27 protein-coding genes are annotated in these 22,422 nt (G+C 56.0%); 10 read left to right on the forward strand and 17 right to left on the reverse strand.

Annotation, left to right across the window (positions count from 1 at the left end):
* Positions 1-81: 81 nt before the first annotated feature.
* The 5 genes from hscB to VK738_15215 all read right to left on the reverse strand — a co-directional run bounded on the left by hscB (position 82) and on the right by VK738_15215 (position 3,646).
* Positions 82-828 (reverse strand): Fe-S protein assembly co-chaperone HscB, encoded by a 747-nt coding sequence (hscB, locus tag VK738_15195; protein ID HTD24002.1) that lies wholly within the window; start codon positions 826-828, stop codon positions 82-84.
* A 74-nt stretch (positions 829-902) separates the two neighbouring features.
* A complete protein-coding gene (locus tag VK738_15200; protein ID HTD24003.1) occupies positions 903-1,292 on the reverse strand; it encodes an iron-sulfur cluster assembly accessory protein in 390 nt (129 codons plus the stop codon).
* Positions 1,293-1,410: 118 nt separating this feature from the next.
* On the reverse strand, positions 1,411-1,839 hold the full coding sequence (iscU, locus tag VK738_15205; protein HTD24004.1) for a Fe-S cluster assembly scaffold IscU: 429 nt from the start codon (positions 1,837-1,839) through the stop codon (positions 1,411-1,413).
* Positions 1,840-1,898: 59 nt separating this feature from the next.
* Positions 1,899-3,158 carry an IscS subfamily cysteine desulfurase gene (locus VK738_15210; protein HTD24005.1) on the reverse strand — a complete coding sequence of 420 codons (1,260 nt, stop codon included), beginning with the start codon at positions 3,156-3,158 and terminating at the stop codon, positions 1,899-1,901.
* Positions 3,159-3,184: 26 nt separating this feature from the next.
* On the reverse strand, positions 3,185-3,646 hold the full coding sequence (locus tag VK738_15215; GenBank protein ID HTD24006.1) for an Rrf2 family transcriptional regulator: 462 nt from the start codon (positions 3,644-3,646) through the stop codon (positions 3,185-3,187).
* A gap of 365 nt (positions 3,647-4,011) precedes the next feature.
* On the opposite strand from VK738_15215, the gene VK738_15220 reads away from it, so the two are divergent.
* The 3 genes from VK738_15220 (at position 4,012) to VK738_15230 (ending at position 6,220) form a co-directional block, all read left to right on the forward strand.
* Positions 4,012-5,205: a hypothetical protein gene (locus tag VK738_15220; protein ID HTD24007.1), complete on the forward strand. Its 1,194-nt coding sequence runs from the start codon at positions 4,012-4,014 to the stop codon at positions 5,203-5,205.
* Positions 5,206-5,402: 197 nt separating this feature from the next.
* Positions 5,403-5,657 carry a hypothetical protein gene (locus tag VK738_15225; protein HTD24008.1) on the forward strand — a complete coding sequence of 85 codons (255 nt, stop codon included), beginning with the start codon at positions 5,403-5,405 and terminating at the stop codon, positions 5,655-5,657.
* A 155-nt stretch (positions 5,658-5,812) separates the two neighbouring features.
* Positions 5,813-6,220 (forward strand): response regulator, encoded by a 408-nt coding sequence (locus tag VK738_15230; protein HTD24009.1) that lies wholly within the window; start codon positions 5,813-5,815, stop codon positions 6,218-6,220.
* Here VK738_15230 and tsaD read toward each other — a convergent pair.
* Positions 6,207-7,382, reverse strand: a complete 1,176-nt coding sequence (gene tsaD / locus VK738_15235) for a tRNA (adenosine(37)-N6)-threonylcarbamoyltransferase complex transferase subunit TsaD (GenBank protein HTD24010.1) — start codon at positions 7,380-7,382, stop codon at positions 6,207-6,209. The genes VK738_15230 and tsaD overlap by 14 nt on opposite strands.
* 109 nt (positions 7,383-7,491) lie before the next feature.
* Here tsaD and VK738_15240 point away from each other — a divergent pair, with 109 nt between their 5' ends.
* Positions 7,492-8,856, forward strand: coding sequence for a CCA tRNA nucleotidyltransferase (locus VK738_15240; GenBank protein HTD24011.1), 1,365 nt, complete (start codon positions 7,492-7,494; stop codon positions 8,854-8,856).
* Positions 8,857-8,934: 78 nt separating this feature from the next.
* Here VK738_15240 and VK738_15245 read toward each other — a convergent pair whose 3' ends face one another.
* The 4 genes from VK738_15245 to VK738_15260 all read right to left on the reverse strand — a co-directional run bounded on the left by VK738_15245 (position 8,935) and on the right by VK738_15260 (position 10,974).
* Positions 8,935-9,231: a hypothetical protein gene (locus VK738_15245; GenBank protein HTD24012.1), complete on the reverse strand. Its 297-nt coding sequence runs from the start codon at positions 9,229-9,231 to the stop codon at positions 8,935-8,937.
* Positions 9,228-10,007: a thioredoxin family protein gene (locus VK738_15250; protein ID HTD24013.1), complete on the reverse strand. Its 780-nt coding sequence runs from the start codon at positions 10,005-10,007 to the stop codon at positions 9,228-9,230. Before VK738_15250 ends, VK738_15245 begins: the two co-directional genes overlap by 4 nt.
* A gap of 153 nt (positions 10,008-10,160) precedes the next feature.
* Positions 10,161-10,541, reverse strand: a complete 381-nt coding sequence (locus VK738_15255) for a metalloregulator ArsR/SmtB family transcription factor (GenBank protein HTD24014.1) — start codon at positions 10,539-10,541, stop codon at positions 10,161-10,163.
* 4 nt (positions 10,542-10,545) lie between these two features.
* Positions 10,546-10,974, reverse strand: a complete 429-nt coding sequence (locus tag VK738_15260; GenBank protein ID HTD24015.1) for an SRPBCC domain-containing protein — start codon at positions 10,972-10,974, stop codon at positions 10,546-10,548.
* A gap of 445 nt (positions 10,975-11,419) precedes the next feature.
* Here VK738_15260 and VK738_15265 point away from each other — a divergent pair, with 445 nt between their 5' ends.
* Positions 11,420-12,232 (forward strand): methyltransferase domain-containing protein, encoded by an 813-nt coding sequence (locus VK738_15265; GenBank protein HTD24016.1) that lies wholly within the window; start codon positions 11,420-11,422, stop codon positions 12,230-12,232.
* Positions 12,186-13,316 carry a radical SAM protein gene (locus VK738_15270; GenBank protein HTD24017.1) on the forward strand — a complete coding sequence of 377 codons (1,131 nt, stop codon included), beginning with the start codon at positions 12,186-12,188 and terminating at the stop codon, positions 13,314-13,316. Before VK738_15265 ends, VK738_15270 begins: the two co-directional genes overlap by 47 nt.
* Before the next feature lie 55 nt (positions 13,317-13,371).
* Here the strand turns inward: VK738_15270 and VK738_15275 are convergent, their stop codons facing one another.
* From VK738_15275 to VK738_15295, 5 genes are all read right to left on the reverse strand, one after another.
* The gene (locus tag VK738_15275; GenBank protein ID HTD24018.1) at positions 13,372-14,106 is read right to left on the reverse strand and encodes a hypothetical protein; all 735 of its coding nucleotides are present in this window, start codon (positions 14,104-14,106) and stop codon (positions 13,372-13,374) included.
* 235 nt (positions 14,107-14,341) lie between these two features.
* Positions 14,342-15,631 (reverse strand): glycosyltransferase 87 family protein, encoded by a 1,290-nt coding sequence (locus VK738_15280; protein HTD24019.1) that lies wholly within the window; start codon positions 15,629-15,631, stop codon positions 14,342-14,344.
* Entirely contained in the window at positions 15,628-16,359 is a 732-nt protein-coding gene (locus VK738_15285) for a TIGR04282 family arsenosugar biosynthesis glycosyltransferase (protein ID HTD24020.1), read from the reverse strand. The genes VK738_15280 and VK738_15285 overlap by 4 nt, the downstream gene beginning before the upstream one ends.
* A gap of 21 nt (positions 16,360-16,380) precedes the next feature.
* Positions 16,381-17,103 carry a glycosyltransferase family 2 protein gene (locus tag VK738_15290; protein HTD24021.1) on the reverse strand — a complete coding sequence of 241 codons (723 nt, stop codon included), beginning with the start codon at positions 17,101-17,103 and terminating at the stop codon, positions 16,381-16,383.
* Position 17,104: 1 nt separating this feature from the next.
* The gene (locus tag VK738_15295; protein ID HTD24022.1) at positions 17,105-17,599 is read right to left on the reverse strand and encodes a DoxX family membrane protein; all 495 of its coding nucleotides are present in this window, start codon (positions 17,597-17,599) and stop codon (positions 17,105-17,107) included.
* A gap of 168 nt (positions 17,600-17,767) precedes the next feature.
* On the opposite strand from VK738_15295, the gene VK738_15300 reads away from it, so the two are divergent.
* Genes VK738_15300 through gatA form a run of 4 tightly spaced genes read left to right on the forward strand, consistent with a single transcriptional unit; the run spans position 17,768 to position 20,179 of the window.
* A complete protein-coding gene (locus VK738_15300; protein HTD24023.1) occupies positions 17,768-18,052 on the forward strand; it encodes a DUF721 domain-containing protein in 285 nt (94 codons plus the stop codon).
* A 12-nt stretch (positions 18,053-18,064) separates the two neighbouring features.
* Positions 18,065-18,394 (forward strand): Asp-tRNA(Asn)/Glu-tRNA(Gln) amidotransferase subunit GatC, encoded by a 330-nt coding sequence (gene gatC / locus VK738_15305; GenBank protein HTD24024.1) that lies wholly within the window; start codon positions 18,065-18,067, stop codon positions 18,392-18,394.
* 22 nt (positions 18,395-18,416) lie between these two features.
* Entirely contained in the window at positions 18,417-18,725 is a 309-nt protein-coding gene (locus VK738_15310; GenBank protein HTD24025.1) for a DUF5076 domain-containing protein, read from the forward strand.
* 14 nt (positions 18,726-18,739) lie between these two features.
* The gene (gatA, locus tag VK738_15315) at positions 18,740-20,179 is read left to right on the forward strand and encodes an Asp-tRNA(Asn)/Glu-tRNA(Gln) amidotransferase subunit GatA (protein HTD24026.1); all 1,440 of its coding nucleotides are present in this window, start codon (positions 18,740-18,742) and stop codon (positions 20,177-20,179) included.
* 526 nt (positions 20,180-20,705) lie between these two features.
* Here gatA and VK738_15320 read toward each other — a convergent pair.
* Both VK738_15320 and VK738_15325 read right to left on the reverse strand, forming a co-directional pair.
* Positions 20,706-21,293 carry an FmdE family protein gene (locus tag VK738_15320; GenBank protein ID HTD24027.1) on the reverse strand — a complete coding sequence of 196 codons (588 nt, stop codon included), beginning with the start codon at positions 21,291-21,293 and terminating at the stop codon, positions 20,706-20,708.
* A 65-nt stretch (positions 21,294-21,358) separates the two neighbouring features.
* Positions 21,359-22,384, reverse strand: a complete 1,026-nt coding sequence (locus VK738_15325) for a diacylglycerol kinase family protein (GenBank protein HTD24028.1) — start codon at positions 22,382-22,384, stop codon at positions 21,359-21,361.
* Between the last annotated feature and the right edge of the window lie 38 nt (positions 22,385-22,422).

A 22,422-nucleotide genomic window follows, 5' to 3' on the forward strand; every position in this document is an offset into this window, starting at 1 on the left:
TATATTGAGTGATTGAATCATCGGTTCATTGGGTCATTTGAAAAACAGGAGAATGACTCAGTGGCCCAATGATCCGATGATTCAGTTTTGTAATGCCTCGTTCACGTCGCGCACCAGATTACGTATATAAGAACGCCGGTTCAGCAGGTCTACCATCTGGTTACGAACCTGCAAGCGTTCAGGATCGTCGCTTGGTACACCGCGGTTGATCGCCTGGTCCCATGCGTCCCAAAGTTTCTTCAGTTCGAAATGCAGGCCCTGCAACCTGGTCTCAAAATTCTTTTTTGCGGTTTCCAGTTGCGCGATGACTTCCGGGTCCTTTTCAGCGCTCATGCGCAACTCCTGGAGCTGCATATTCAGTTCAAAAACCTCTTCCAGAAGATCAGGCGGCACGACCTGTTTCTTTTCTTCGCCGGTTTGCCGTGCGCGATCGGTCGCGGCTTTCGATTGCTCTTCAAGCTGCACACCTTCAAGCGAGAGCAGGTATTGCGTACGCGCGATAGAGTCTTTCAAAGTCCGGTAAGCATCGTTGAGCCGCGAACTTGTTTCCAGGCTCCACTCCTGCTCCTGCGGCGTGGCGCGCACAAACAGATCAGGATGCAGCTTGCGGCTCAGCCGGTAAAACTCTTTTTCAAGCGTGCTGCCATCAAGGTTCAGCTTGCGGGGCAGGCCGAAGAAGCTGAAATAATCGGCCGCAACCGGTTTCTGCACCTTGAAGCAGTGAGGGCAAAAGTGCGATCCCGCGGGAAAAAGTGTGTCGCACGACCAGCACTGCACTGTGTCCTCTGCGTTTTTTGCGGCGCTTGCGATGTGAGTTTCCGTTGCCATAAACAATTTCACCACGGTCCTGTCTGCGAGTGGCGCCAGGACGCCGTGGTGCAATTCAGGGTAACCTAAAAAAATTATGAAAACGATGAACCGCAACCGCAGGATTTACTTGCATTCGGATTGCGGAAAACAAAGCCTTGTTTCAGCAGCGTTTCTTCGTAGTCCAGTATCATGCCGTGCAGGTAGATAAACGACTTGGGATCAACGAAGACACGCACTCCATCGTAATCGTACACGCGGTCGCGTTCGCGGGGCTTGGTGTCGAAGCGGATGTTATAGGTAAGCCCCGAACATCCTCCGCCCTGCACGCCCAAGCGCAATCCGCCGCTCTCGGGCGAGATGTTTTCCTTGGCCATAGCGCTGCGGACTTTTTCCAAAGCCTTCGCCGTCACCTCGATAGTCTTCTGTGGAGGGGCGGCGTTGGCAATAGGAAGAACGGTCGTCGTATTTTCTTTTTCCGACATGGGTGTTTATCGAATATCTAAATATCTACCGGACACGACGCTTCGTCGCTTTGCCATCAGAGACGTAGCAAGCTACGTCTCTACAGGACATTTCTTCCGCGTTCCAGCGCCGCTCGTCTTAGGCTTTGGCTTCAGCTGTGGCGTGAGCCGACGTGCCGGTGGCGACGCCATTCTTCTTCTTCCAGTCGCCGATGGCCGCGCGGATGGCGTCTTCTGCCAATACCGAGCAGTGAATCTTGACCGGAGGCAGCGAGAGCTCGCGGACGATATCCGTATTCTTGATCTGCAAGGCCTCATCCACCGTCTTGCCCTTCACCCACTCGGTGGCGAGCGAAGACGAGGCGATGGCAGAGCCGCAACCGAAGGTCTTGAACTTGGCGTCTTCGATGATGTTGGTCTCCGGGTTCACCTTGATCTGAAGCTTCATGACGTCGCCGCACTCCGGTGCGCCCACCAGACCAGTGCCGACTTCAGCGCTGCTCTTGTCCATGGACCCGACGTTGCGCGGGTTCGAGTAGTGATCCAGTACCTTATCGCTATATGACATTTTCTTCTCCTGTTACTAAATTCTTTTCGTTAAAGATGCAGCTTACTGCATCTCAAAAATTAATGCGCTTCCGCCTGCCACTGTACTTTCGAAAGATCAATGCCTTCTTTCACCATCTCGTAGAGAGGCGAGAGCTCACGCAGCTTCTTGACCGTAGTTACGATGCGGTCAGCCACGTAATCAACTTCAGCTTCGGTATTGAAGCGTCCTAACCCGAAGCGAATCGAGCTGTGCGCCAAATCATCGCCGAGGCCCAGGGCCTTCAATACATAAGATGGTTCTAATGTCGCGGAGGTGCAGGCCGAACCGCTCGAAACTGCGATGTCGTTAATTCCCATCAGCAGCGATTCCCCTTCCACGTACAGAAAGCTTATGTTCAGATTGCCCGGCAGGCGATGCTCCAGTGTGCCGTTCACATAAACTTCGTCGAGCTGGCTCATGATTCTGTCTTTCAGACGGTCGCGCAATGCAGCAAGGTGGGAAGCTTCCTGGGGCATATCAGCCAATGCGATATCACACGCCTTGCCCAGACCCACGATGCCGGGAACGTTCAGTGTGCCGGAGCGCATGCCACGCTCGTGGCCGCCGCCGTCAATGATGGCGGAAATCTGTACGCGCGGATTCTTGCGCCGGACATATAATGCGCCCACACCTTTGGGGCCATACATCTTGTGCGCCGAGATGGACATCAGGTCAATGTTTTGTTTGTTGACATCCACCGGCACCTTGCCGATGGCCTGAGTTGCGTCGCTATGGAACAGGACGCCTTTCTCGCGGCAGATTTTGCCGATCTCAGCAACCGGTTGCAGAACACCGATTTCATTGTTGGCATACATGATGGTGACCAGGATGGTCTTGTCGTCAATGGCGCGCTTGAGATCTTCCAGATCAATCAATCCATCTCTGCCGACGGGGAGGTAGGTCACACGGTAACCGTATTTCTCCAGGCGTTTACAGGTATCGAGCACGGCTTTGTGCTCGGTGGCAGCGGTGATGATGTGGTTGCCTTTTTCCTTGTACATCTCGGCGACGCCCTTGATGGCGAGGTTGTCGCTCTCGGTGGCGCCGGAGGTGAAAATGATCTCCTTCGCAGTCGCGCCTACCAGCTTGGCAATGCGTTCACGGGCTGTTTCAACGGCTTCTTCGGCCAGCCAGCCAAATTCATGGTTGCGCGAAGCTGCGTTGCCAAACCTGCCGGTAAAGTAGGGCATCATCTCCTCGAGCACGCGAGGATCCACCGGCGTTGTGGCGTGATTATCCATATAAATCGGAAGCTTCACGCCCGCGGGAAGTTTAGAGTTTCCATTTTCCGTGTTCATACAATTTCTCCCAATCCAAGATCTTTTCAGGTCAGCCGAACCAGTTCGGCAGCGCCCGTTTTTTCACTGTGCTCTTCGCATTCCTCGTCGGAATCGAGGGCCATATCGGCAATTTTCATGCGGGTCAGCACTCGTTCAATACTCTCGCTCACCTTGCGCAACGGCTCGCGGACGGTGCACCGCGAACTCTGACCGCAATCGCGAAGGCTGCCATAGCACGACGTCATGAACAGCGGTCCGTCAATGGCCTTAATGACGTCTAATGCGGAAATCTGTCGCGCATCACGCGCCAGAACATAACCGCCATTGGTGCCGTGATGCGAACTCAGCAGCCCGGCTTTCACCAAGCGCTGTAGAATCTTTGCCAGCGCTTCCTGCGGGATGCCGTAAGCATCGGCCATGTCCTTCGCACTGCAATGGCCTCCGTGGCCTGCCAGGTGCCGCATGGCGATCAAACCGTAATCAGCTTTTTTTGTGAGCTTCAGCATCCGCCAAGGCCTTTGCCTTGATACCCGACCAAATCAGTCGTATATCATTTTAGATGCTTGGGTCGGGAAAAAGCAACTAGAAGCAGCCAACCGCACAATTTTTACAGCCAAAGGTAAATATCTTCCGCTCAACAGTTTATGTGGACTCGATGTAATTCGCCAGGCGATTCCGCTGGAAATCAGGGCAAGATGTAAGGTTAACGGACTGCATAGTAACATATTGATTACTAGACGCTCATGTTTTCTGTTTGCCACGGCCAGATTAAGGCGTATGCTGGATTGCTTTTTAGGATTACTTGGATAGTCTGATGCTAGTGCACAGCCCCTACATTCGGGTCACGGGTCGAACCCTATTCAGAATAGCTGTGTTAAGCCTTGTGCTGCTGGGTGCGAGCTTTCCGGTCCAGCCTGTAAAAGCCGCAGGCATAACTGCCGGTCGTTCGAGTGAAACAGAACAAATTCGTCCTCCTGAAAAAACAGATGCGATTGCCTCTCGCGTGCAGGCAAGAATCGAGCCGACGTACAAGATCCAAGTCGGGTTGAGCAGTGAAATCTATCCTGTCTTCGCCAATCAAGCTTCATTGCAAAAACACGAGGAGCGCTCCTGGGGAACGGTGAGCGTTACCATTACCAACTCCACGGATGCGCCCTTACAGAATCGCGTGGCTGTACAAGTCCCAGGATGGAGCGATCAGGAAATTCAAATCGCCGAGATGGGTGCAGGGCAATCGCGCACACTGCTCTTTGCTCCCACGTTTCTGCCGCGTCTCTTTCAGAACCGGGAGCTGACCGCCGCAACCGTCGCAGTCACTGTGAGCGATGCCGCAGGACGCACAGTGTTCTCCGAAACTGTGCCGGCACACTTGCGGGCGGTGAATGATCTCTACTGGGGTGAAGGTTTCAAATTTGCTCCTTACATCGCCTCGTGGATCACCCCGCATGATTCGCAAGTAGAGATGGTATTGGGCCGTGCCAAGGAGTTTGCCCCTCTGCGCCGCTTGCCGGGTTACGAAGAATGGAAAGATACCGCCAGTCAGGAAAGATCAACTCTGATTCAGGCACGCGCCATCTATCGGGCCGTGCAGGCGTTGGGCGTTTCTTACGTTAAAAGCTCTCTTACGTTCGGAGGGAACAAGAGCATGAGCGAGCGGATTCGCATGCCGAACGAGTCTCTGCGTTCCCGCTCCGCGAATTGCATTGATGGGGTGGTGTTGTACGCATCCTTGTTTGAGAATCTCGGAATGGAGCCTGCCGTGGTCTTGGTTCCGGGACATGCCTATCTGGGAGTGCGCACCGCCCGAAATTCCGAGCGCTACCTCTATTTTGATACAGCGCTTACGGGCCGCGCCGATTTTGAAACCGCCGTGACCGCGGCCGAGCGCGGCATGGATCGTACCCCCGAATCGCAAATCAGCATGATTCGCATTGAAGAAGCGCGCCGCGCCGGCATCTTTCCCATGCCCGAGTCACAATACGATGATGCAGCCGCGGAGAGCACCGCTCTGCACGCACACAGACATTCCGCTTCAAAAAACGGGACGACCATCCTTTCACAATAAGTCCTCGAGCTTCCGGCCCATCTGACAACTTTTCCCGCCAGAAATCGTCTCTATACTGTTGCCAATAATTTTCTTTGTTAGCCCCTTGACACTGGGTTCGGCAGAGGTAAAAATGAGCGAAATTCCATCACTTGCCGGTATCGCGGGACTTGCCCCATGAATCTGGGTTCTTCAAACCGGCAATGAGTTAAGAATTTATGAGCACGGTTCCAAGAACATCAGGTTCTTCCATTCCCTCCAAGAAGGCAGCCGATAGCAAACCAGCCTCGGCTCCGGCTCCACAGAAGCGCGCAACCCCATGCTTACATCCTAAAGTGCAGGTGGTTTCGCGCGATGAAGACGCGGAATACGTCGAATGCCTGGAGTGCCGCGAGGTGTTCGAATCCAGCGAATTTCAGGATATGGCTATCGAAGAAAAAATCGAAGAAAAGAACAACAGCGAAACAGAATAAAGCCTGGAGCCTCTCCTGCATGGTGCGCAGCGGCACCCGGGGCTTACTTTGTCTGAAATGTTACTTTCGTAACGGTTACTTCGGTAATCATCGTTTCTCCTCAAGCGACGTTATAATCTTCTCAATCGTCCCGGGGAAGCAGTGAGAGGTATTTCATGAAAAGCCACAATGCTTTAGTGGTAGATGACTCCATGCTTATCCGGCACACAGTTTGCCGCTATCTGGAAGAGCGTGGATTCCACGTAGAGTCTGCCTGCAACGGAGAAGAGGCGCTCGCCAAGTTGAAGGATTTCGAGCCGGAAATTATTTTTACAGACCTTTCCATGCCGAGAATGAACGGCGTGGAGTTTCTCACCGTGCTTAAGAACAAACCCGAAACAGCGTGTATCCCAACCGTGATTCTTGCCGGAAAGAGCAGCACCAATCCTTCTACCGCAGAACACCTGGCCAATTACGTTATGTTTAAGGATATTGACATCGAGGTGCAGCTTCGCAATGCCATGATCCAAGTGCTGGGTACAGATGTCGCGCCGGTTGAGGCTGAGAAAGTCAGAGTTCATTAGAACAGTTTTGCCCTAGCCGCAGACTGGCCTCGGCAGAAAATTCAGGGTCGGCAAATTCTCCAGCCAAAAATTTAGGATACGCCGCGGCAGCGATCATAGCGGCGTTATCGGTCGAAAGAGGCCGGGAGGGGAAATAAACCCGCAGGCCTTTTTGCCCAGCCTGCTGTTCAAAACGGGCGCGCAGCTCACTGTTAGCAGCAACCCCTCCGGTGATGAAGAGGGTTGCAGCATTAAACTGCTCGGCAGCCTTGAGCGTCTTTCCTACCAAGTCATCCACGACGGCCCGCTGAAATGAGGCAACCAGGTCCAGGGTCTTTTTGTCGCAGAGAGCAAGAACATCTTCGAGACTAGGCTTAGGATTGTGCGCGAGCTTCTGCTGGCGGTCCTTGCAGCTTTTCTTCATGTCATTCAATTCAACGTAGCGAAGCACGGCTGTCTTGATTCCGCTGAAAGAAAAATCAATGAATGCCTCGCCATCGTGCTCCGGGGCGTTGCGGTCCTTGCCTTTGATCTGCGCAGGCATAAACTTCACGGCTTTGGGGTTGCCATGTTTGGCCAGCCGGTCAATGATGGGCCCGCCGGGGTATCCTAAGCCCAGCAACTTGGCGACTTTATCGTAAGCTTCGCCGGCGGCGTCATCGCGGGTGCGTCCTACGTTTTTATATGTCCAGTTAAATGAATTTGCAGTGTGCGCTTTCTGGTTGGCCAGGTACAAGTGCGTGTGTCCGCCTGAGACCACCAGTGCCAGCACAGGAAAAGGAAAATTGCGATTGCCGCGCTGCCGCTCTTCCAGCAATACGGCATGGATGTGTCCTTCAAGGTGGTTCACGGCAATGAGCGGCTTCTCCAGAGAAAAAGCCAGCGCCTTGGCATAAGTCACGCCCACCAGCAATGCACCCGCCAGACCTGGACCTTGAGTGACCGCGATGGCATCAATACTCTTATAGCTCTGCCCGGCTTCTTCCAACGCGCGCCGGACCACGGGAACTATGCCACGCAAATGCTCGCGCGATGCCAACTCAGGAACCACGCCACCATAGGGCTGATGCGTGGCGAATTGCGAGAGCACGACGTTCGATTCCATGTGCTCACCCGAGCGCACCACGGCGGCCGCGGTCTCGTCGCACGAGCTCTCAATACCGAGGATGAAGACATCGGCCATAGCTATATATTATGAAATAAGCCTGCCGTCATATGGGCAGGGGATTTATAGCCATTGTTTCGGATAAACAAAATCGTAAATCGTACTTCATAAATCGTAAATCCACGACATGTCCACTCAGCAAAGATCGGCGGTTGAAATTATACGCACCCTGCGCGAACGCGGCTTCCAGGCGTATCTCGTGGGCGGATGCGTGCGCGATCTGCTGCTAGAACGCGAGCCCGCCGATTACGACGTTGCCACCGACGCGACTCCTGATCAGGTCATGTCTGTTTTCCCCAAGACCTACGCTGTGGGGGCACAGTTTGGCGTTGTGCTCGTCGCAAGCGAAAACCAGGAGCGAGAAGCTGACAACTGCACAGAAGTTGCTACTTTTCGCAATGACGGAATCTACAGCGATGGCCGCCATCCCGATGAAGTGCGTTACACCAAGACGCCGCAGGAAGACGTGCAGCGGCGCGACTTCACCATCAATGGATTGCTGCTCGATCCGCTGGAGAACAACAAAGTCCTCGATTTCGTAGGCGGGCAAGACGACTTGAAAGCCGGCATCATTCGCACCATCGGGGATGCGGAGCGGCGCTTTACCGAAGACAAGCTGCGCATGTTACGTGCGGTACGATTTGCAGCGCGCTTCGGCTACGGCATTGAAGCCAGGACGATGCACGCTGTCAAAAGGCTGGCAGGATCCATCCACGACGTCAGCCGTGAGCGGGTGCGTGATGAACTGACGAAGATGCTCACCGAAGGCCACGCGCGGCGCGCCTTTGAATTGCTGGATGAGTCGGGGTTGCTGCCCGAAGTGCTGCCTGAGATCGCAAAGATGAAGGGCGTCGAGCAGCCTCCACAATTCCATCCCGAAGGAGACGTGTGGGTGCACACCCTGATGCTGCTGGAGTCGCTGGCCCCCAACTGCTCGCCCACGCTGGCCTGGGGCGCGTTGCTGCATGATGTGGGCAAGCCCCCAACGTTTCGCGTGGCTCCTGATCGCATCCGCTTCGACAATCACGCCGAGGTCGGCACCAGGATGGCGGAAGAAATTTGCCGGCGGATGCGCTTCTCGAATGAGGAAACCGAGAAAATCATGGAGCTGGTGAGCAATCACATGCGCTTCCCCGAAGTTACGCGCATGCGGGAATCGACGCTCAAACGCTTCCTGCGCATGCCCAATTTTGGGGAACACCTTGAGCTGCACCGCATAGATTGCGGCGCCAGCCACCGCGACCTCGCGCTCTATGACTTCGTAAATGAAAAATTGCGTGCTCTGCCCGAGGAGCAGATTCGCCCTAAGCCTCTCATCACCGGAGATGACCTCATCGCCAGTGGTTATCAGCCCGGGCCACGTTTCAAAGAAATTCTCTCCGCGTGTGAAGATGCACAACTGGAAGGGCATGTTCAGGACAAGCCGCACGCGCTGGAATGGGTGAAAGAACACTTTCCAGTAAACCAGGAAAAAGTTAGCGGTTCGTCGTAGCGCCGGCGTCTCGCCGGCTGTCGCGCGGGCATCTTGCCCCGCAGCTCTACGCTGGAGCGCTCAGAAATGAAACATTCGCTACGCAACACGCATCCAGAAGGCGCGCACCCATCGGGTCACAAAATATGCGAGCGACACAAAACATAGAACGAGCAGCAACATCCGCAAGTGCCCTGCGGTTGGCGCAGAAATTCCGATGCCGGTTACAAGCGCAATATAGGCTGCCAGGCACATAGGACATTTGGGCAACAGAATCAGCAATACTCCCGGCCCCATCCAGCCGAAGAAATCAAAGCTGCGCCGCCCGAGCGACGACGGATGCGAACTGCTCTCCGTCGCCGCCGGTCTCAGATTGCAACAACTGCGGGCGCTCATGAGCGGCTCTCTCCTGAGCAGCAAGAGCCGGCCGACTGCTTGACGTGCTCGTATTTGTCATGATGGCGGACCCACTCCATTCCATAGGCTAGGCCTTCTTCATCGCGTCCTTTGGGCGTCATATCGAGATAGTTATAAGCGCCCAGCAGGATATCGACTCCGCGTCCGTACGTGGAATACGTGTGGAAAAGATTGCCGGACGGGTCCTTGTAGAACACGCTCACGCCTGGCGCTTCATCGCTGGGGAATTTGTTCATGCCATAGTTGTAGTAGACCGTGCCCTTCGTCATCTCGTCTTTGCTGAACGAAACGTGGAAGTCACGATTGAAATCGTTCCCAAACGATGACACCCATTGGAAGCTCCAGCCCATGCGCTTCTGAAAGGGCTGCAATTTTTCCAGAGGCGCTCTCGACACCGCCACCATGGAAACATCGCGCGCATTGAGATGTATGATGAAGCTGTTGAAGTGATCGGCCTCGAACGAGCAGCTCTTGCATCCCTCCTGCCACTCTGGACCGAACATGAAGTGATAGATGATCAGTTGGCTGCGTCCTTCGAACAGGTCAGTAAGCGTTGTTTTGCCCCTGGGGCCGTCGAAGACGTAATTCTTGTCGATCTTGACCCAGGGCAACTCGCGCCGCTGCCGGCTGATCTCATCGTGTTGCCGCGTGAGTTCCTTCTCTTTGCGGAGCAGCTCTTTACGGGTTGCAATCCATTCTTCCTGGGAAACAACTTTATGGTTTTGTGTTTCTGTGCCGATGACTAATGTTGCCATGTTCATTCTCCTATTTGTGTTTTTGTTTTAGTTCACGAAATCACTAAGTAACTTTAAAAGTGTCATCCTGAGCCGCAGGCGAAGGATCTCCGATGGAGCCTGGAACCATGCACGGCTTAAATCGGAGCTTCCTGGATTTTTCACTCGCTCATCTCATTTCTGCCTGCGCGAGCCCGCCCGCTTGCCCGATGCTTCTTCCTCCTCGACCTTTTCTTTGATCCGCAGCAACTGGCTCGACCAGAGGTCTTCGAACGGAGTGACCCAGCGCTCATAGATCTGCCGAAGCGGAGTAACATTCAGCGAGTTCACTCGCTGCCTTCCCGACTCCTGGGTGTGTACTAACTGGGCTTCGCGCAGGACATCCAGATGTTTCATCACGCCGAAGCGCGACAGATGAAGGAAGGCTTCTACAATCTCGGTCGTCGTACACGATTTCTGCCGCAGAAGATCGAGGATCGCCCGCCGCGTCGGGTCTGAGAGCGCCTTCCACACCGGGTCCAGCTTGTCGTTCACGACAGAAGAGATCGCAGGCACGTTGCTACTCGCAGTCCTTCTTCAGACTGCTAAGGATGTGGTTCCAGCCTGTGCTCACGCCCTTGCGGTGCTCCGGATCAATCATGCCCAGTGCGCGGTGACGCAGCGTGACCTTGCTGCCTCCCGAAATCTCCTCGATCTTTACCTCGACGTGATTGTTGGCGGGATACGACATGAACATCGGGCCGCTCAGCTCCAGCAGGCTCGGAGGCTTGATCACCTGCACGACCCCCCAAAAATGTCCGACTCCGTTGCCGCGGTCACGGTACCAGCGCCCGCCGGGCTTGGCTTCCAGCAGCAACTGCATCGGCACACCATCGGGCCTGGTGTTGCGCTTCCCAAAGTGCTCCAGCATCATGGGGAATACTTTCTCTGGAGCAGCTTTGATTTCGATGTGCTGCACCACGTCAAGTGTGAGGTCCTCTAATTTCATTTTTTGTTTCTCCTTCCAAGAGAATAATTATTACGTGAGTAAATAGTAACGTGACTTTGCAGTCACGTCAAGTCAAAAACAAGAAAAATTTTGAGAGCGGAAGTCTGTTAGTCATTCAACTGCAATAGTCCGCTGGATCTCTGTACACGCAGTGATTCCGCGCAATCAGTTTCCTCCGCGTCTCCGCGGTATAGAGATTTCGGTACTGGGTCAGTTTCGGAAAGGAGATCTGCAGCGGCAAGGGGTTGTTTTCGACCACCGCTATCAGCGGGGAGCAATCGCGATCACTTCCCATAAGCCGACTTCGCGTTACTAATCTCCTGATAGCGGGACCATACATTCCGGATTGCCGACAACCCCTTAGTCTCAGTACACTTGTTTTTTTGATTTACGCACTGGTTCTTACCAACGACTGGATTGGCGAGCGGCTACGCTTGAGGGTCGGATGAAGATGACTGCCAATGCCGACAGTGGACGCTTCCAGAGCGATGCGCACAAGTATGCCGCCTACCTTGAGACGCCCGAGGGCCGGTTGCGATCTGACTTGTCCTTTGCCAACCTGCAAGATTTTCTTCTCCTGCAGGCCCCCCTGCGGGCCAAAGATTCGTTGTGTGCGCTGGATGTCGGGTGCGGCACAGGAGCTACGGGGGTTCGCCTGGCGCGTCTTGGCATGCAGGTTACGCTGCTGGATTCGTCTCCGGCGATGCTGGATATCGCGAAACGCACAGCACAGGAAGCAGGAGTTACGGACAAAGCCGTACTGCAACATGGGGACGCTACGCGCTTGACGAACTTCTTCCACACTGCATCGTTCGATGTAATTCTGTGCCACAACGTACTGGAATATCTCGACGACCCGGTTGCTGTGTTGTGCGCCGCGGCTCGCGCCTTGCGGGATTCATCAGCGATACTGTCAGTCCTGGTGCGGAACCGGGCCGGCGAGGTATTCAAAGCTGCCATCCAGGCAGGCGATTTGGCGGTTGCGGAAAATAACCTCACCGCCGAGTGGGGCGAAGAGTCTTTGTACGGAGGCCGCGTACGACTATTTACGTCTGATAGCCTGCAAGCCATGCTGAAAGCGGCGTCGCTGGCAGTGATTGCCGAGCGGGGTGTACGCGTCCTTGCGGACTACTTGCCGTCGCGGATTTCTCGCAGCGCCGAGTATGCGCGGATTCTTGAGCTGGAGCGCAAACTGAGCAGCCGGCCAGAGTATGCCGCAGTCGCGCGCTACACACAATGCTTCGCACGTTTGCCTTGATGGAGAATGGTCCATGAATAACCTCGCCGGCAAACCTTCATCCATCCCATCCGGCGCGAGGGCGACTGATGCCACGATTTCCCTTGGCCTCGGGCTCACCAACGAATGTAACCTCTCCTGCGCCTTCTGCTACCGGGATCCAACCCGCACTGATCGCCTCTCTCTCGATCAGGTGAAGTCGGTGATGGAACGGCTGCCGGTCCGTTCGGTGAATCTGGGAACCGGTGAGAACGGCATGCATCCGGACTTTAAAGCGATTCTGGCGTACCTGCGCAATAAACCCATCAAGCTTACGATCACCTCCAACGGCCATAGTGTTGCTGTGTTGGAAGACAACGAGTTGCGCGCCTTTCACGATATTGAGTTTTCTCTCGATTACCCGACGCAGGCGGAACAGGATGCACAGCGCGGAAACGGCAATTGGGAGCTGATCCACCGGCAAGCAGAACGTTGCGTGAGGCTCGGCGTGCCCGTAACCATCATCGCGGTCATGATGAAGGCGAACCACCTGCGTCTGGCGGAGGTCGCGCGAGTAGCCAAACAGTTTGACGCTCCTCTGCGTGTGAACGTGTACCAGGCGGTGCGGTCCGACATCTATGCGTTGTCCTACGGAGAGTATTGGGAGGGGTTCCGGCGTCTCTTTGCGGAAACGGACGTGATCGCCATTGGCGAGCCGCTGGTTCGCGCGATGGCGGGCCTCCCCCCGCTCCAGGGAGGATGTGGCGTAAGCACCGTGAGGGTTACGCCGCGCGCCACGACACAGCCCTGCGTTTATTGGCCAGGATCGGGGGAGCCGTTGTCGGATTTGATCTCGATGGGGCTCGACATTCTAGACTCCGCGCCCTTCGACCAAGCCCGCACGCTTCCCGATGCGTGCCAGCCTTGTGAGTTCCGGGACGCATGCCATGGTGGCTGTGCCGGACGACGACGTTTGCAAGGCGCGCTGCTGCAGCCAGACTGCTATTGTCCGATCATTCGCGGCGAGCGTCCGAGCCTGAAGATTCGCATGGCCGCCACCCGCGATCTGCCCAAGCTAAGCAGCTCCTGCACCACCGTAGTGATTGCCAGGGAGGCTGATTCATGAAGAACGACATCAATTCCCGAAATGAGCCAGCCCTCTGTTTATTTTGCGCCTCGTCTTACTTCGCGTCCATCCAGGCGTCTGATCCCGCCAGCTTGACGGCCACGTCCGAAAGAAAGAGGTGCAGCGGCTTGCCGTCGGCCGTTCCATGATGGTCCGTTGAGATGAGCAGAGGACCGGCCTTCTTGTAGCCCGCCCATGTAGCGACGACGACACTCGGTTTCTGGGATCCCCCGCGGTGGTAGATGAATTCCTGGACTCGGTTGTCTTTGCCGACGTAGAGCTCCCAAGTGTCGCCGGGCGTGTAGCCGCCGGCCTCGGAAGGATATTTCACCACGACCTGCTCGGCAGATCCCTTCCCCATCGGAAGTTTATGCATACCTCCATCCGTCACGGTGGCGCTGGTGTCCCAATAGGCATGGAAGGGGAACAGAAGCCAATAATTATCGTTGTTGAAACCCGGATCGATTTGGTTCTTCACGTTGTCAGGCTGGCTGCTGAGCTGAGAGCGCAGGTACGTAACCTTCACCGGCTTGCCATCTTTATCTTTTCCCTCATAGGAGACCTTGCCGGTCTTGGGTTCCCAAACCCACGTACGGGAGAGATTCACTCCGGGGAATTGTAAGTTGAAGGTGTAGCGGATCGCATCGACTTGCCCGAACGAATCGAGGCCATACGTTTTGGCGACCTGTTCGAGAATTGGCGGGCGCTTCTGCGCCCAGGAAGTTGCAGCAAGGACCAGCACTCCGCAAAGCAGAAGACCCATAATGGTTAAACGGCGGGCATTTCTCATAGAGTTCGCTCCTCGGTGAAATTGAAACAGATGTTGTGTTGGATGACAGTTAAAAGCTTCGGGATATGCACGAGGGCACGTCGGCACAGTACCCTTTAACCATGCCAGCCACTCACACCTCTGGCTAGGTTGGCCGATATTATACAGCACACTCCGGGTGATTTTGTTCGCGCATGCTCATGCGGCCACACTGGTTATGTCACAGAAGTTTGCAGACCGCATTCGCAAAGGGCGCCTACTCCGTTGAGCATCGCGTTACCGCCGGTCGTGTGAACCGGCGAAAGGCGATAATTGCAGCGGCCGCTGCCACGGATCCGTATTCCAGCAGCATAATCCAGCCCGGAACCAGCCACGGCCGACCAATCGTGCGCAAATGCCAAACGTAGTAAGTTGGGATGATGCTAACTGTCCAGATGATGATCGGCACAGTCGAAGCCGACCGCACAAACGGCAACAACCAGAGAAGGTACCATGGATATACGACCGGCGCGCATAGAAGCGATGCTGCCATGGGCCATGCAAATGCGTCTGAAGACGATTCCGGGGCCTTGCTTCTCAGCCAGATTGCGGTAAGAAAGCCGACGAGCACTGCCAGCGCAACTACAAGCTGCGGAGCCGCCACTCGCTCGAGCATTGCAAATACCGGATCATTAAAGCGGAAACTGTGCACGTAAGTGCCGAGCGAGCCGATCGGAATCCGCCCGTGGTTGAGAAATGGTACGTATAGAAGTCCGACCACGACTGCCGCCAGCGCGCCGTCGCGCATACGAACACGCTTCCAGTAGAGTGGCAGCAATACAATCGGGAGCAATTTCACTGCAACCGCCAGCCCAAATGCCAGGGCTGCAAGCGCACGCCAGCGCCGTCCCAGCGCGGCGACAGATACCAACAGCAGCAGCGCGCCGACAATATCGATATGACCACTGCCGGCCACTTCCGTCGCCACGAGTGGATGCCAGGCATAAGCCAGAACCCAATGCGCTGATTGCCCACTACTACGCAAGACATCGAGCAAGACGAGAACAATTGCGAAATCGCAGACCACAAATGCTACTTTCAACGCAAAGATAGACTCATGAATCGCCGTTACGGCGCGGAAGAAAAGCTGAGCGCCCGGTGGATATGGGCTCGGTACATCCGGGTTGTTCAGCGTGCGGGTCTCGGGTGTATGCAACGTGGCGAGCGCAGGATCGCTGGGAACGAGAATATAAGGGTTATAGCCGAGCCGCTGCACGCGGCCATCCCAGACATATCGGTGAATGTCATCATCTAAACCCGGCTGCATCAGGAGAAATGGAATATGCCACAGCGCAGCCAGCACCAGCCCGATAACGATGACGCGCCGCGGAAATCTTGGTGTGGAGAAGAACTCGCGCATAGCGAGCAGGTACGCGATGCCGGCAACGGCCAGCGGAATCATGAAGGAGGGTCCGCCCATGCTGCTGAAATTGCGTGAGCAGATTGTCAGCGACACAAGCAAGATGCCGCCGAGCCCATAGAGCCTGTGGGATGGCGTGAGCTTCACAGGTCTCCCGTGCCCGGCCGCAACTGTGCCACCGCCTGTTCCCACTGTTTCAGCCAGACCGCGGTTCGTGGCGCCCTGGCCGGAGCGAGCCGCAATTCCGCGGCCAGCCGAGTTAAGTCGCCCTCCACGTCGATGTCGTAGAAGGGATCCGTGAAACCGACGGAAAGCTGTAGTCCGCGAGCGCGCGCCAGCAAGGCCTCAAGCGCGCTCGTAGTGCCCATGCCGTCGCCATGGAAAAGCGCTGGATGGGCGGCCTTGGCCCCTACGAGATAGTAGCCGCCATCATGTGTCGGTCCAACAACCAGGTCGTGCCCGGTGAGCGTCTCGAACGCGCTTTCAAGAACTGAAGCCGGCAGATGCGGGCTGTCGCTGTTGAAGGCAACGACGCCTTGCCGGCCAGACGCTGCGAAGTGTGCAAACACCGAGGTCAGGCCAGCCGCAAGGCCTTGCCCTTTCTGCGCTACGACATCCACCACACCTCGCGCCAACCGCGTGAGCTCTTCGACATCCGAAGCAGGGCACATAATGGCAACCTCCACAGTACCCAACGAGCGCGCTAGTGCCATTGTGTCATCCAAAAGGCAGCAATAGAGCTCGGTGACCGCTTCAACTGGAAGGCTCTGAGCTAAACGGGTCTTGACCATGCCCGGCCTGGGTGCTTTTGCCATGACAACCAGCCTGCGGTCCCTTTTGGACGAATGTGCTGTAACTTTGCTGGAGGATTCCATAGGAGGTCGCTTTGGCAAGACTCACGCTGGCCGTGGCACTCCGGCCCTTCGATGCCGGAAATAATAGCGCACGATCAGGCTGAGGATGAACCACGCCGCCCCCACAGTGCCCTTCAGCGTACCGCTGATCTTCGACTTCCCAATGCGCGGATAATAACTGACCGGCACCTCAACGATGCGGAATCCCGCAAGCGTTCCTTTTAGAATCATTTCAACCGCCCAGCCGTAGGTGTTCTCCTGGAGCTCAAGCCGGCGAAGGACATCTGCTCGACCGGCGCGGAACGGCCCGAGGTCACTGATCCTCACGCCGTACAGAAGCCTGATCAGGCTGGCCGCGAGGCGATTTCCAAACGCCTGATGCCACGGCAACGCCCCGGGAATGCGCTGCTCGCCGAGGCGAGAACCGAGTGTGATATCGGCACGGCCGTCAATGATCGGAGTCAAGAGAAGTGGCAGCTCACCTGGTCGATCGCTGTAATCGCCATCGAGGAACACTACAACGTCGGGGCTGTTTGCAGCAGCCAGTCCGGTCAAACAGGCGCGACCGTATCCGCGACGAGGTTCGTGGATGACGCGGGCGCCCATCTTTGAGGCGATCTCGGGAGTCCCGTCAGTTGAATTGCTGTCTACAACCAGAACCTCAGTGACAATATCGGCCGGGAGATCAGCTAAGACGCGGCCGATGGACTGCGCTTCGTTGTGCGTAGGAATGACCACCGACACGCGCGCTTGATCCTGGCTCAAGTCACCACCATGGGGAGGACGGCCGGCGTCGCGCTAGCAAGGCGTCGACGCCCCACGCTCGACCGGCCCGCCCCACCGCGAGCCCAAGCGATGCGAGCACCGGAACCAGCAGCTCCCAAATCCACGACGTGCCCCACTCCGAGATCCAAAGACTGCCCAGGAACAGAAATGCTACAAGGGCAGCCGGGCGCGTCAGCAGACCGAGGACAAGCAGGATCCCGAGAGAGATCTCGGTCATTGCCTGCATAGGAGCCGCCATCGCGGCGTGACTTGCTGCCAATCCCATGACTGCCTTCCACGCGGCCGGTGAGTGACTCGCCTTGATGTAATAGTTGATGAGGCTTGAGTATCCCGCTTGCGTGTAGAGACCCTTTCCCAGATTTTCGAAAAAGACCCACACAAACATTGCGCCGATCGTGACACGAACCATTGCCAACCCATTAGCCGCGGGCAGTTGGTTGGTCACATTTTGCGTTGGGCTTGCGTTCGTCATCATCGTGAACCTCGTATCCAATGGATGCCGTGCCGGTTTGCGACGGGAAGAGAAGAACTGGACATTTTAAGCGGTTCTTCCTGTTCTTGCTAGTGGTGACCCAGTAGCAGAGATTCCCCAAAGGTGGGTGAAAGAACGCTTTCCGGTAGAATCTAAAGATTAAGGATCGTTATGCAGCCGATGCGCACAGGTTTGGAAAAAATTATTCTCGAGGCACTGCAGCACACGCCCCCGCAGGAGGCCCCGGTGCTAGCCTGGCCGTTTGCCTGCGGTCCAGCGGTTGCGAACAAGACGAGACCGCTGAGCTTTGCAGACGGCATCCTGACCATCGAAGTGGCAGACGCCAACTGGCGCGCGCAATTGATGGATATGGCCCCGCAATTTCTGGGGCGCATCAATCAACTTGTTTCCCTTAAAGTGGAACGTTTGCGCTTCATCGTTCCCACTGGAAAATAAACTGGACTGATTATGAAAGTTACGGAAAAAGATGTCACCACAGTCGCCGATCTTGCCAATCTGGAGCTGACCCCCGCCGAGCGGGAGCGCATGGTCAAGGATCTCAACTCAATCCTGGGATACATTGACCTGCTCAACGAACTTGATACCGCGAGCGTTCCTCCCATGGCGCAAACTGCAGACCGCTTTGGCATTGATGCCGGCAAAACCGGCAGCGAACGCTTTCTCTACGCTATGCGCCCGGATACGCAGAGGCCTTCGCTCCCGCGCGAGGCGGCGCTGGCCAACGCGCCCGATTCTGACGGAAAATTTTTCAAAGTGCCGAAGGTGATTGAGCGCTAGTTTCCCAAAGGAGGAACCCCGTATGAGCAAGAGAGAAAAAGAACTGGTAGTTCCGCCCGCAGCCAAGTCCGACGCCAGCTCCCAGGAGATGCTGAGGGCCTGGATTGCAGACGGCGGCCTGCATTGCACGCTCTCTATCGGCGCCTGGGGAGACAAGGAAACCATTGGCTGGGGGATTTTGCTGACGGATGTGGTCCGTCACGTTGCCGATGCGTTGCACCAACAGGAAGGCATGGATCCCGACGATACCATCAAGCAAATACGGGCAGTCTTCAACAAAGAACTGGATGCACCCACGGCAGATGCCAAGGGCAACTTTATAACTCACTGAATTCGTCATTCATTATGGATTTGAACCTTCTTACCGTCGCTTCCACGCGCACCGCCATCGCCGAGCGCAGTCTTACAGCTACGCAACTGGCAGAGAGTTTTTACAAAAAGATCGAAGCCGAAGATAGCGAGATCAACGCCTACCTGACGCTCTCGAAAGAACGCGCCCTGGCGCAGGCGGGCCGCATTGATACGCTCGCCGGCAAAGGGGACCCGTTGCCTCCTCTGGCTGGAGTTCCAGTGGCGATTAAAGACGTCATGGTGACGCGCGGTGTACGCAGTACCGCAGGGTCGAAAATTTTAGGAAACTATATTCCTCCCTACGACAGCACGGCTGTGGCGCGGTTGGAAGAAGCCGGGGCCGTAATTCTGGGCAAGACCAATTGCGATGAGTTTGCCATGGGCTCTTCCACGGAAAATTCGGCTTACGGTCCGGTGCGCAATCCGCGCGATAAGAGCCGTGTTCCCGGCGGATCGTCGGGAGGCTCAGCCGCATGTGTGGCCGCCGGTACTGCTGTGGCGGCGCTGGGGTCCGATACTGGTGGTTCCATCCGCCAGCCTGCAGCTTTTTGCGGTGTGGTGGGGGTCGTGCCGACCTACGGACGAGTTTCGCGCTATGGTTTGATCGCGTTTGCTTCTTCGCTTGACCACATCGGCCCGCTCACAAAAACCGTGAAAGACTCAGCGCTCATTTTGCGCTCCATCGCAGGGCGTGATCCGCTGGATTCAACTTCTACCGAAGTGCCGGTCCCCGATTACGTCGCCGAGATTGAAAAACCGGTGCGCGGTTTGAAAATTGGAATTCCCAAGGAGTATTTTGCCGAGGGGCTTGATCCCGAAGTTCGCGCCGCGGTGGAAACCGCAATTGCCAAGCTGGAAGAAGCGGGATGCAAAGCCGTACCCATTTCGCTTCCGCACACACCCTATGCGGTTCCTACGTATTACCTCGTGGCCACCGCAGAGGCTTCTTCCAATCTCGCCCGCTTCGATGGCGTGCGCTATGCCTACCGCAGCAAGACTGCCAAGAGTCTGTCGCAGATGTACCGCAGCACGCGCGACGAGGGCTTTGGCGCAGAAGTCAAGCGGCGCATCATGCTGGGCACCTACGCGCTGAGTGCCGGATATTACGATGCCTATTACTTAAAAGCCCAGAAGGTCCGCACTCTACTTACACGCGACTTTGAAAATGCATTTCAGAGCGTGGACGCCATCGTAACCCCCACCACTCCCACACCTGCCTTCAAATTGGGAGAGAAAACCGACGATCCGCTGGCCATGTACCTGGCCGATATCTACACGGTTACGGCGGACCTGGTTGGAATTCCGGGAATCTCAGTGCCTTGCGGAAAGTCGAAGAGCGGCTTGCCCATCGGAGTGCAGATTCTGGGCCGCCACTTCGACGAGCCCACTATCCTGCGGTTGGGACATGTGGTGGAACATAGCCTGGCGAGTTAGGCCATTTTCTCTAACACAGAAACACAGAGGCGCAGAGAAAAACCAAAAACGGTTGTGTTTTGTACGGGCGGGTATCCCCCCATGCTTGCTTGGGTCGGAGACAGTTGCCGGGCTCTGTTAGCTATAGGAGGTTTGCCGTTTCCTCTTTGGTTATATTTGGCTTTTCCCGAAATTCAGTGGAGCCGCCCCCCTCCCTTGTTCAGTAGGGATCTTGAGCGCTAGATCTTTCTTTTCAATTGGTTATGCAAAGGACTAAGTAGCCTCAATATCCTGTGTCTAGGGGTCGGACAGTTATATATCGGTAAACACGCGTGAGGCGGAGGAGTGACCAGGGGAGCCGGTTGCTCCGCATTGGTGGCAAGTTTTCAAAGAGCCTGTGGGGGCCTTTTCTAACCCTTGTTCTAACTCTTGGCCCCCGCATTCCTGGGAATGCTGGATACACTTCCAGCGACAATGATAGTCGGGGTTCTCTCGGAAGTTAAGAGTTTGATACCACAATGGGACCAGGGGGGATTGGGTCATTGAATCATTGGGTAATCGGTGTGTAATAGCTTTCCCCAGCGCAACTCCGGCATAGCACTCTGCCTTCGCGCCGGATCTCGCGGTGGAAGTTAATGCCCTCGCCGCATTGCTCGCAGACGACGCGCTCGCCTTTATATCCCGGGAACTCCTCGGGGCCAAGCTCGACCTTCACCCACTGCGTGTCGAACAGGTCATCGTCTTTCATCTCGCGATAAGCCAGCATCTGTTGCTGGTTCTTCTCCGGGATTTCCGGATGCATCGTACGCGCCAACGCCTTGGAAGATTCTTTAGCGGCAACGCGCACGGCCTTTCCCGTGGTCACATCCACAAATGTGGCCGCGACTTTGCCCCAGTCGCGGAACTTGAGTGCGCGCTTGCCCAGCCTGCATCCTGTGACCACGGCGACGGCGTCAGTCGCGCAGCGGTCAATTTCTACGAATGTCACCAGTCGCTTGCGGTCTTTGCCGTGCGGATCTTCGATGCCCAGTTTGCTGATTCCCAGTATGGCGAGGCGCACACCCAACACCTGGCCGGCGCACAGGTGGCCGTGGGCCTGGGCTGCGTCTGCAAGGTATTCGTCCAGGGTCTTCACACAACCATTATGATGCATGGGCGCGATTTGGCGATGGAATAGGTTGGGTTTTAAAAAGGGTGATTTTAGCGATCTGGCTTTGTAGGGCGCAGCAAGGCCAGGGTCTCAGGCTGGATTTGAATTTTAACCGGCAGGGAACCGAGAAACTCGCCATCGGCCTCGGCAAGAATCTCTCCGCTGCCCTGGCGGGCGCCGTTCCAGCCTTCGGGCAGGCTTTCGTCTGCACGTAGCTCGCGGCAGGTGAGTTCACGAACCCGGACCAGCTCCACGTCGCGGACCTTTCCTGGCGGTGCGCCCATCAGGTTTCCTATCAGGCAAAATCCGTAAGCCAAATAGCGAAGAGCGTTGGGAGTCTTGAACAGGATTACGTGCAGGTCTTCCGAAATGCGGCCACTGCTGTTGCCATTGCCATTTCTTTGTGCCGCCAGACAGCGCCCAAAGTAATCAATGCGCTCGGCAACAATCTGGGTGACAATCTCCCGGCGCGGCACGTTGACGCCTGTTTCCTGGAATTCGACAACAAACGGCGGGAACTTGTAGCGGGCCAGAAGCAACTGCCGCGCTGACTCGGCGTAATAGGCGTAGATGCCGTAACGCGCCTTGAACTCGTGATTGATCTTGCAGATGACATGCGCGTCAGCACCTACTCCCGCTGCAACAATCCAGTAGCGGTGAGCCATCTCACCGGTCGCTGTGCGGAATTCCATCGAGGCCACCGTGGTAGGTTCAGGATGTGCGGTCAGCAAAGCGCGGGCGGCTTTCAGCGGATGGCGGGGGATTCCCAGGTCCTTGGCCAGAAGATTGCCCGAACCAAAGGGGATGATACCCAGCGTTACCTCGTCCCCGGCCTCAACCAGAGCCTGCAAGACTCCGTGCACCGTGCCATCGCCGCCGCAAACAATAAAATTGGTGAACTCATCTTTCAACAGACGCTGAATCTGTTGCGAAACCGAGTCCGAGCTCTGGGTGGGGAAGGTAAGAACGTCGTGACCTTCGCTGCGAAGCACGCCGGCGGCTTGCTCCACCTGGCTTATGCGCCGGCTTCGGCTGGTACCGGATGCGGGATTGTAAAGTAAAGCAATCTTTTGCATGTTTCTGGGAGACGCTGCACAAAACCTTCGTTCAGCTT

This window comes from Terriglobales bacterium, assembly GCA_035487355.1.
In the GTDB taxonomy this organism is placed as follows: Bacteria; Acidobacteriota; Terriglobia; order Terriglobales; family Acidobacteriaceae; genus QIAW01.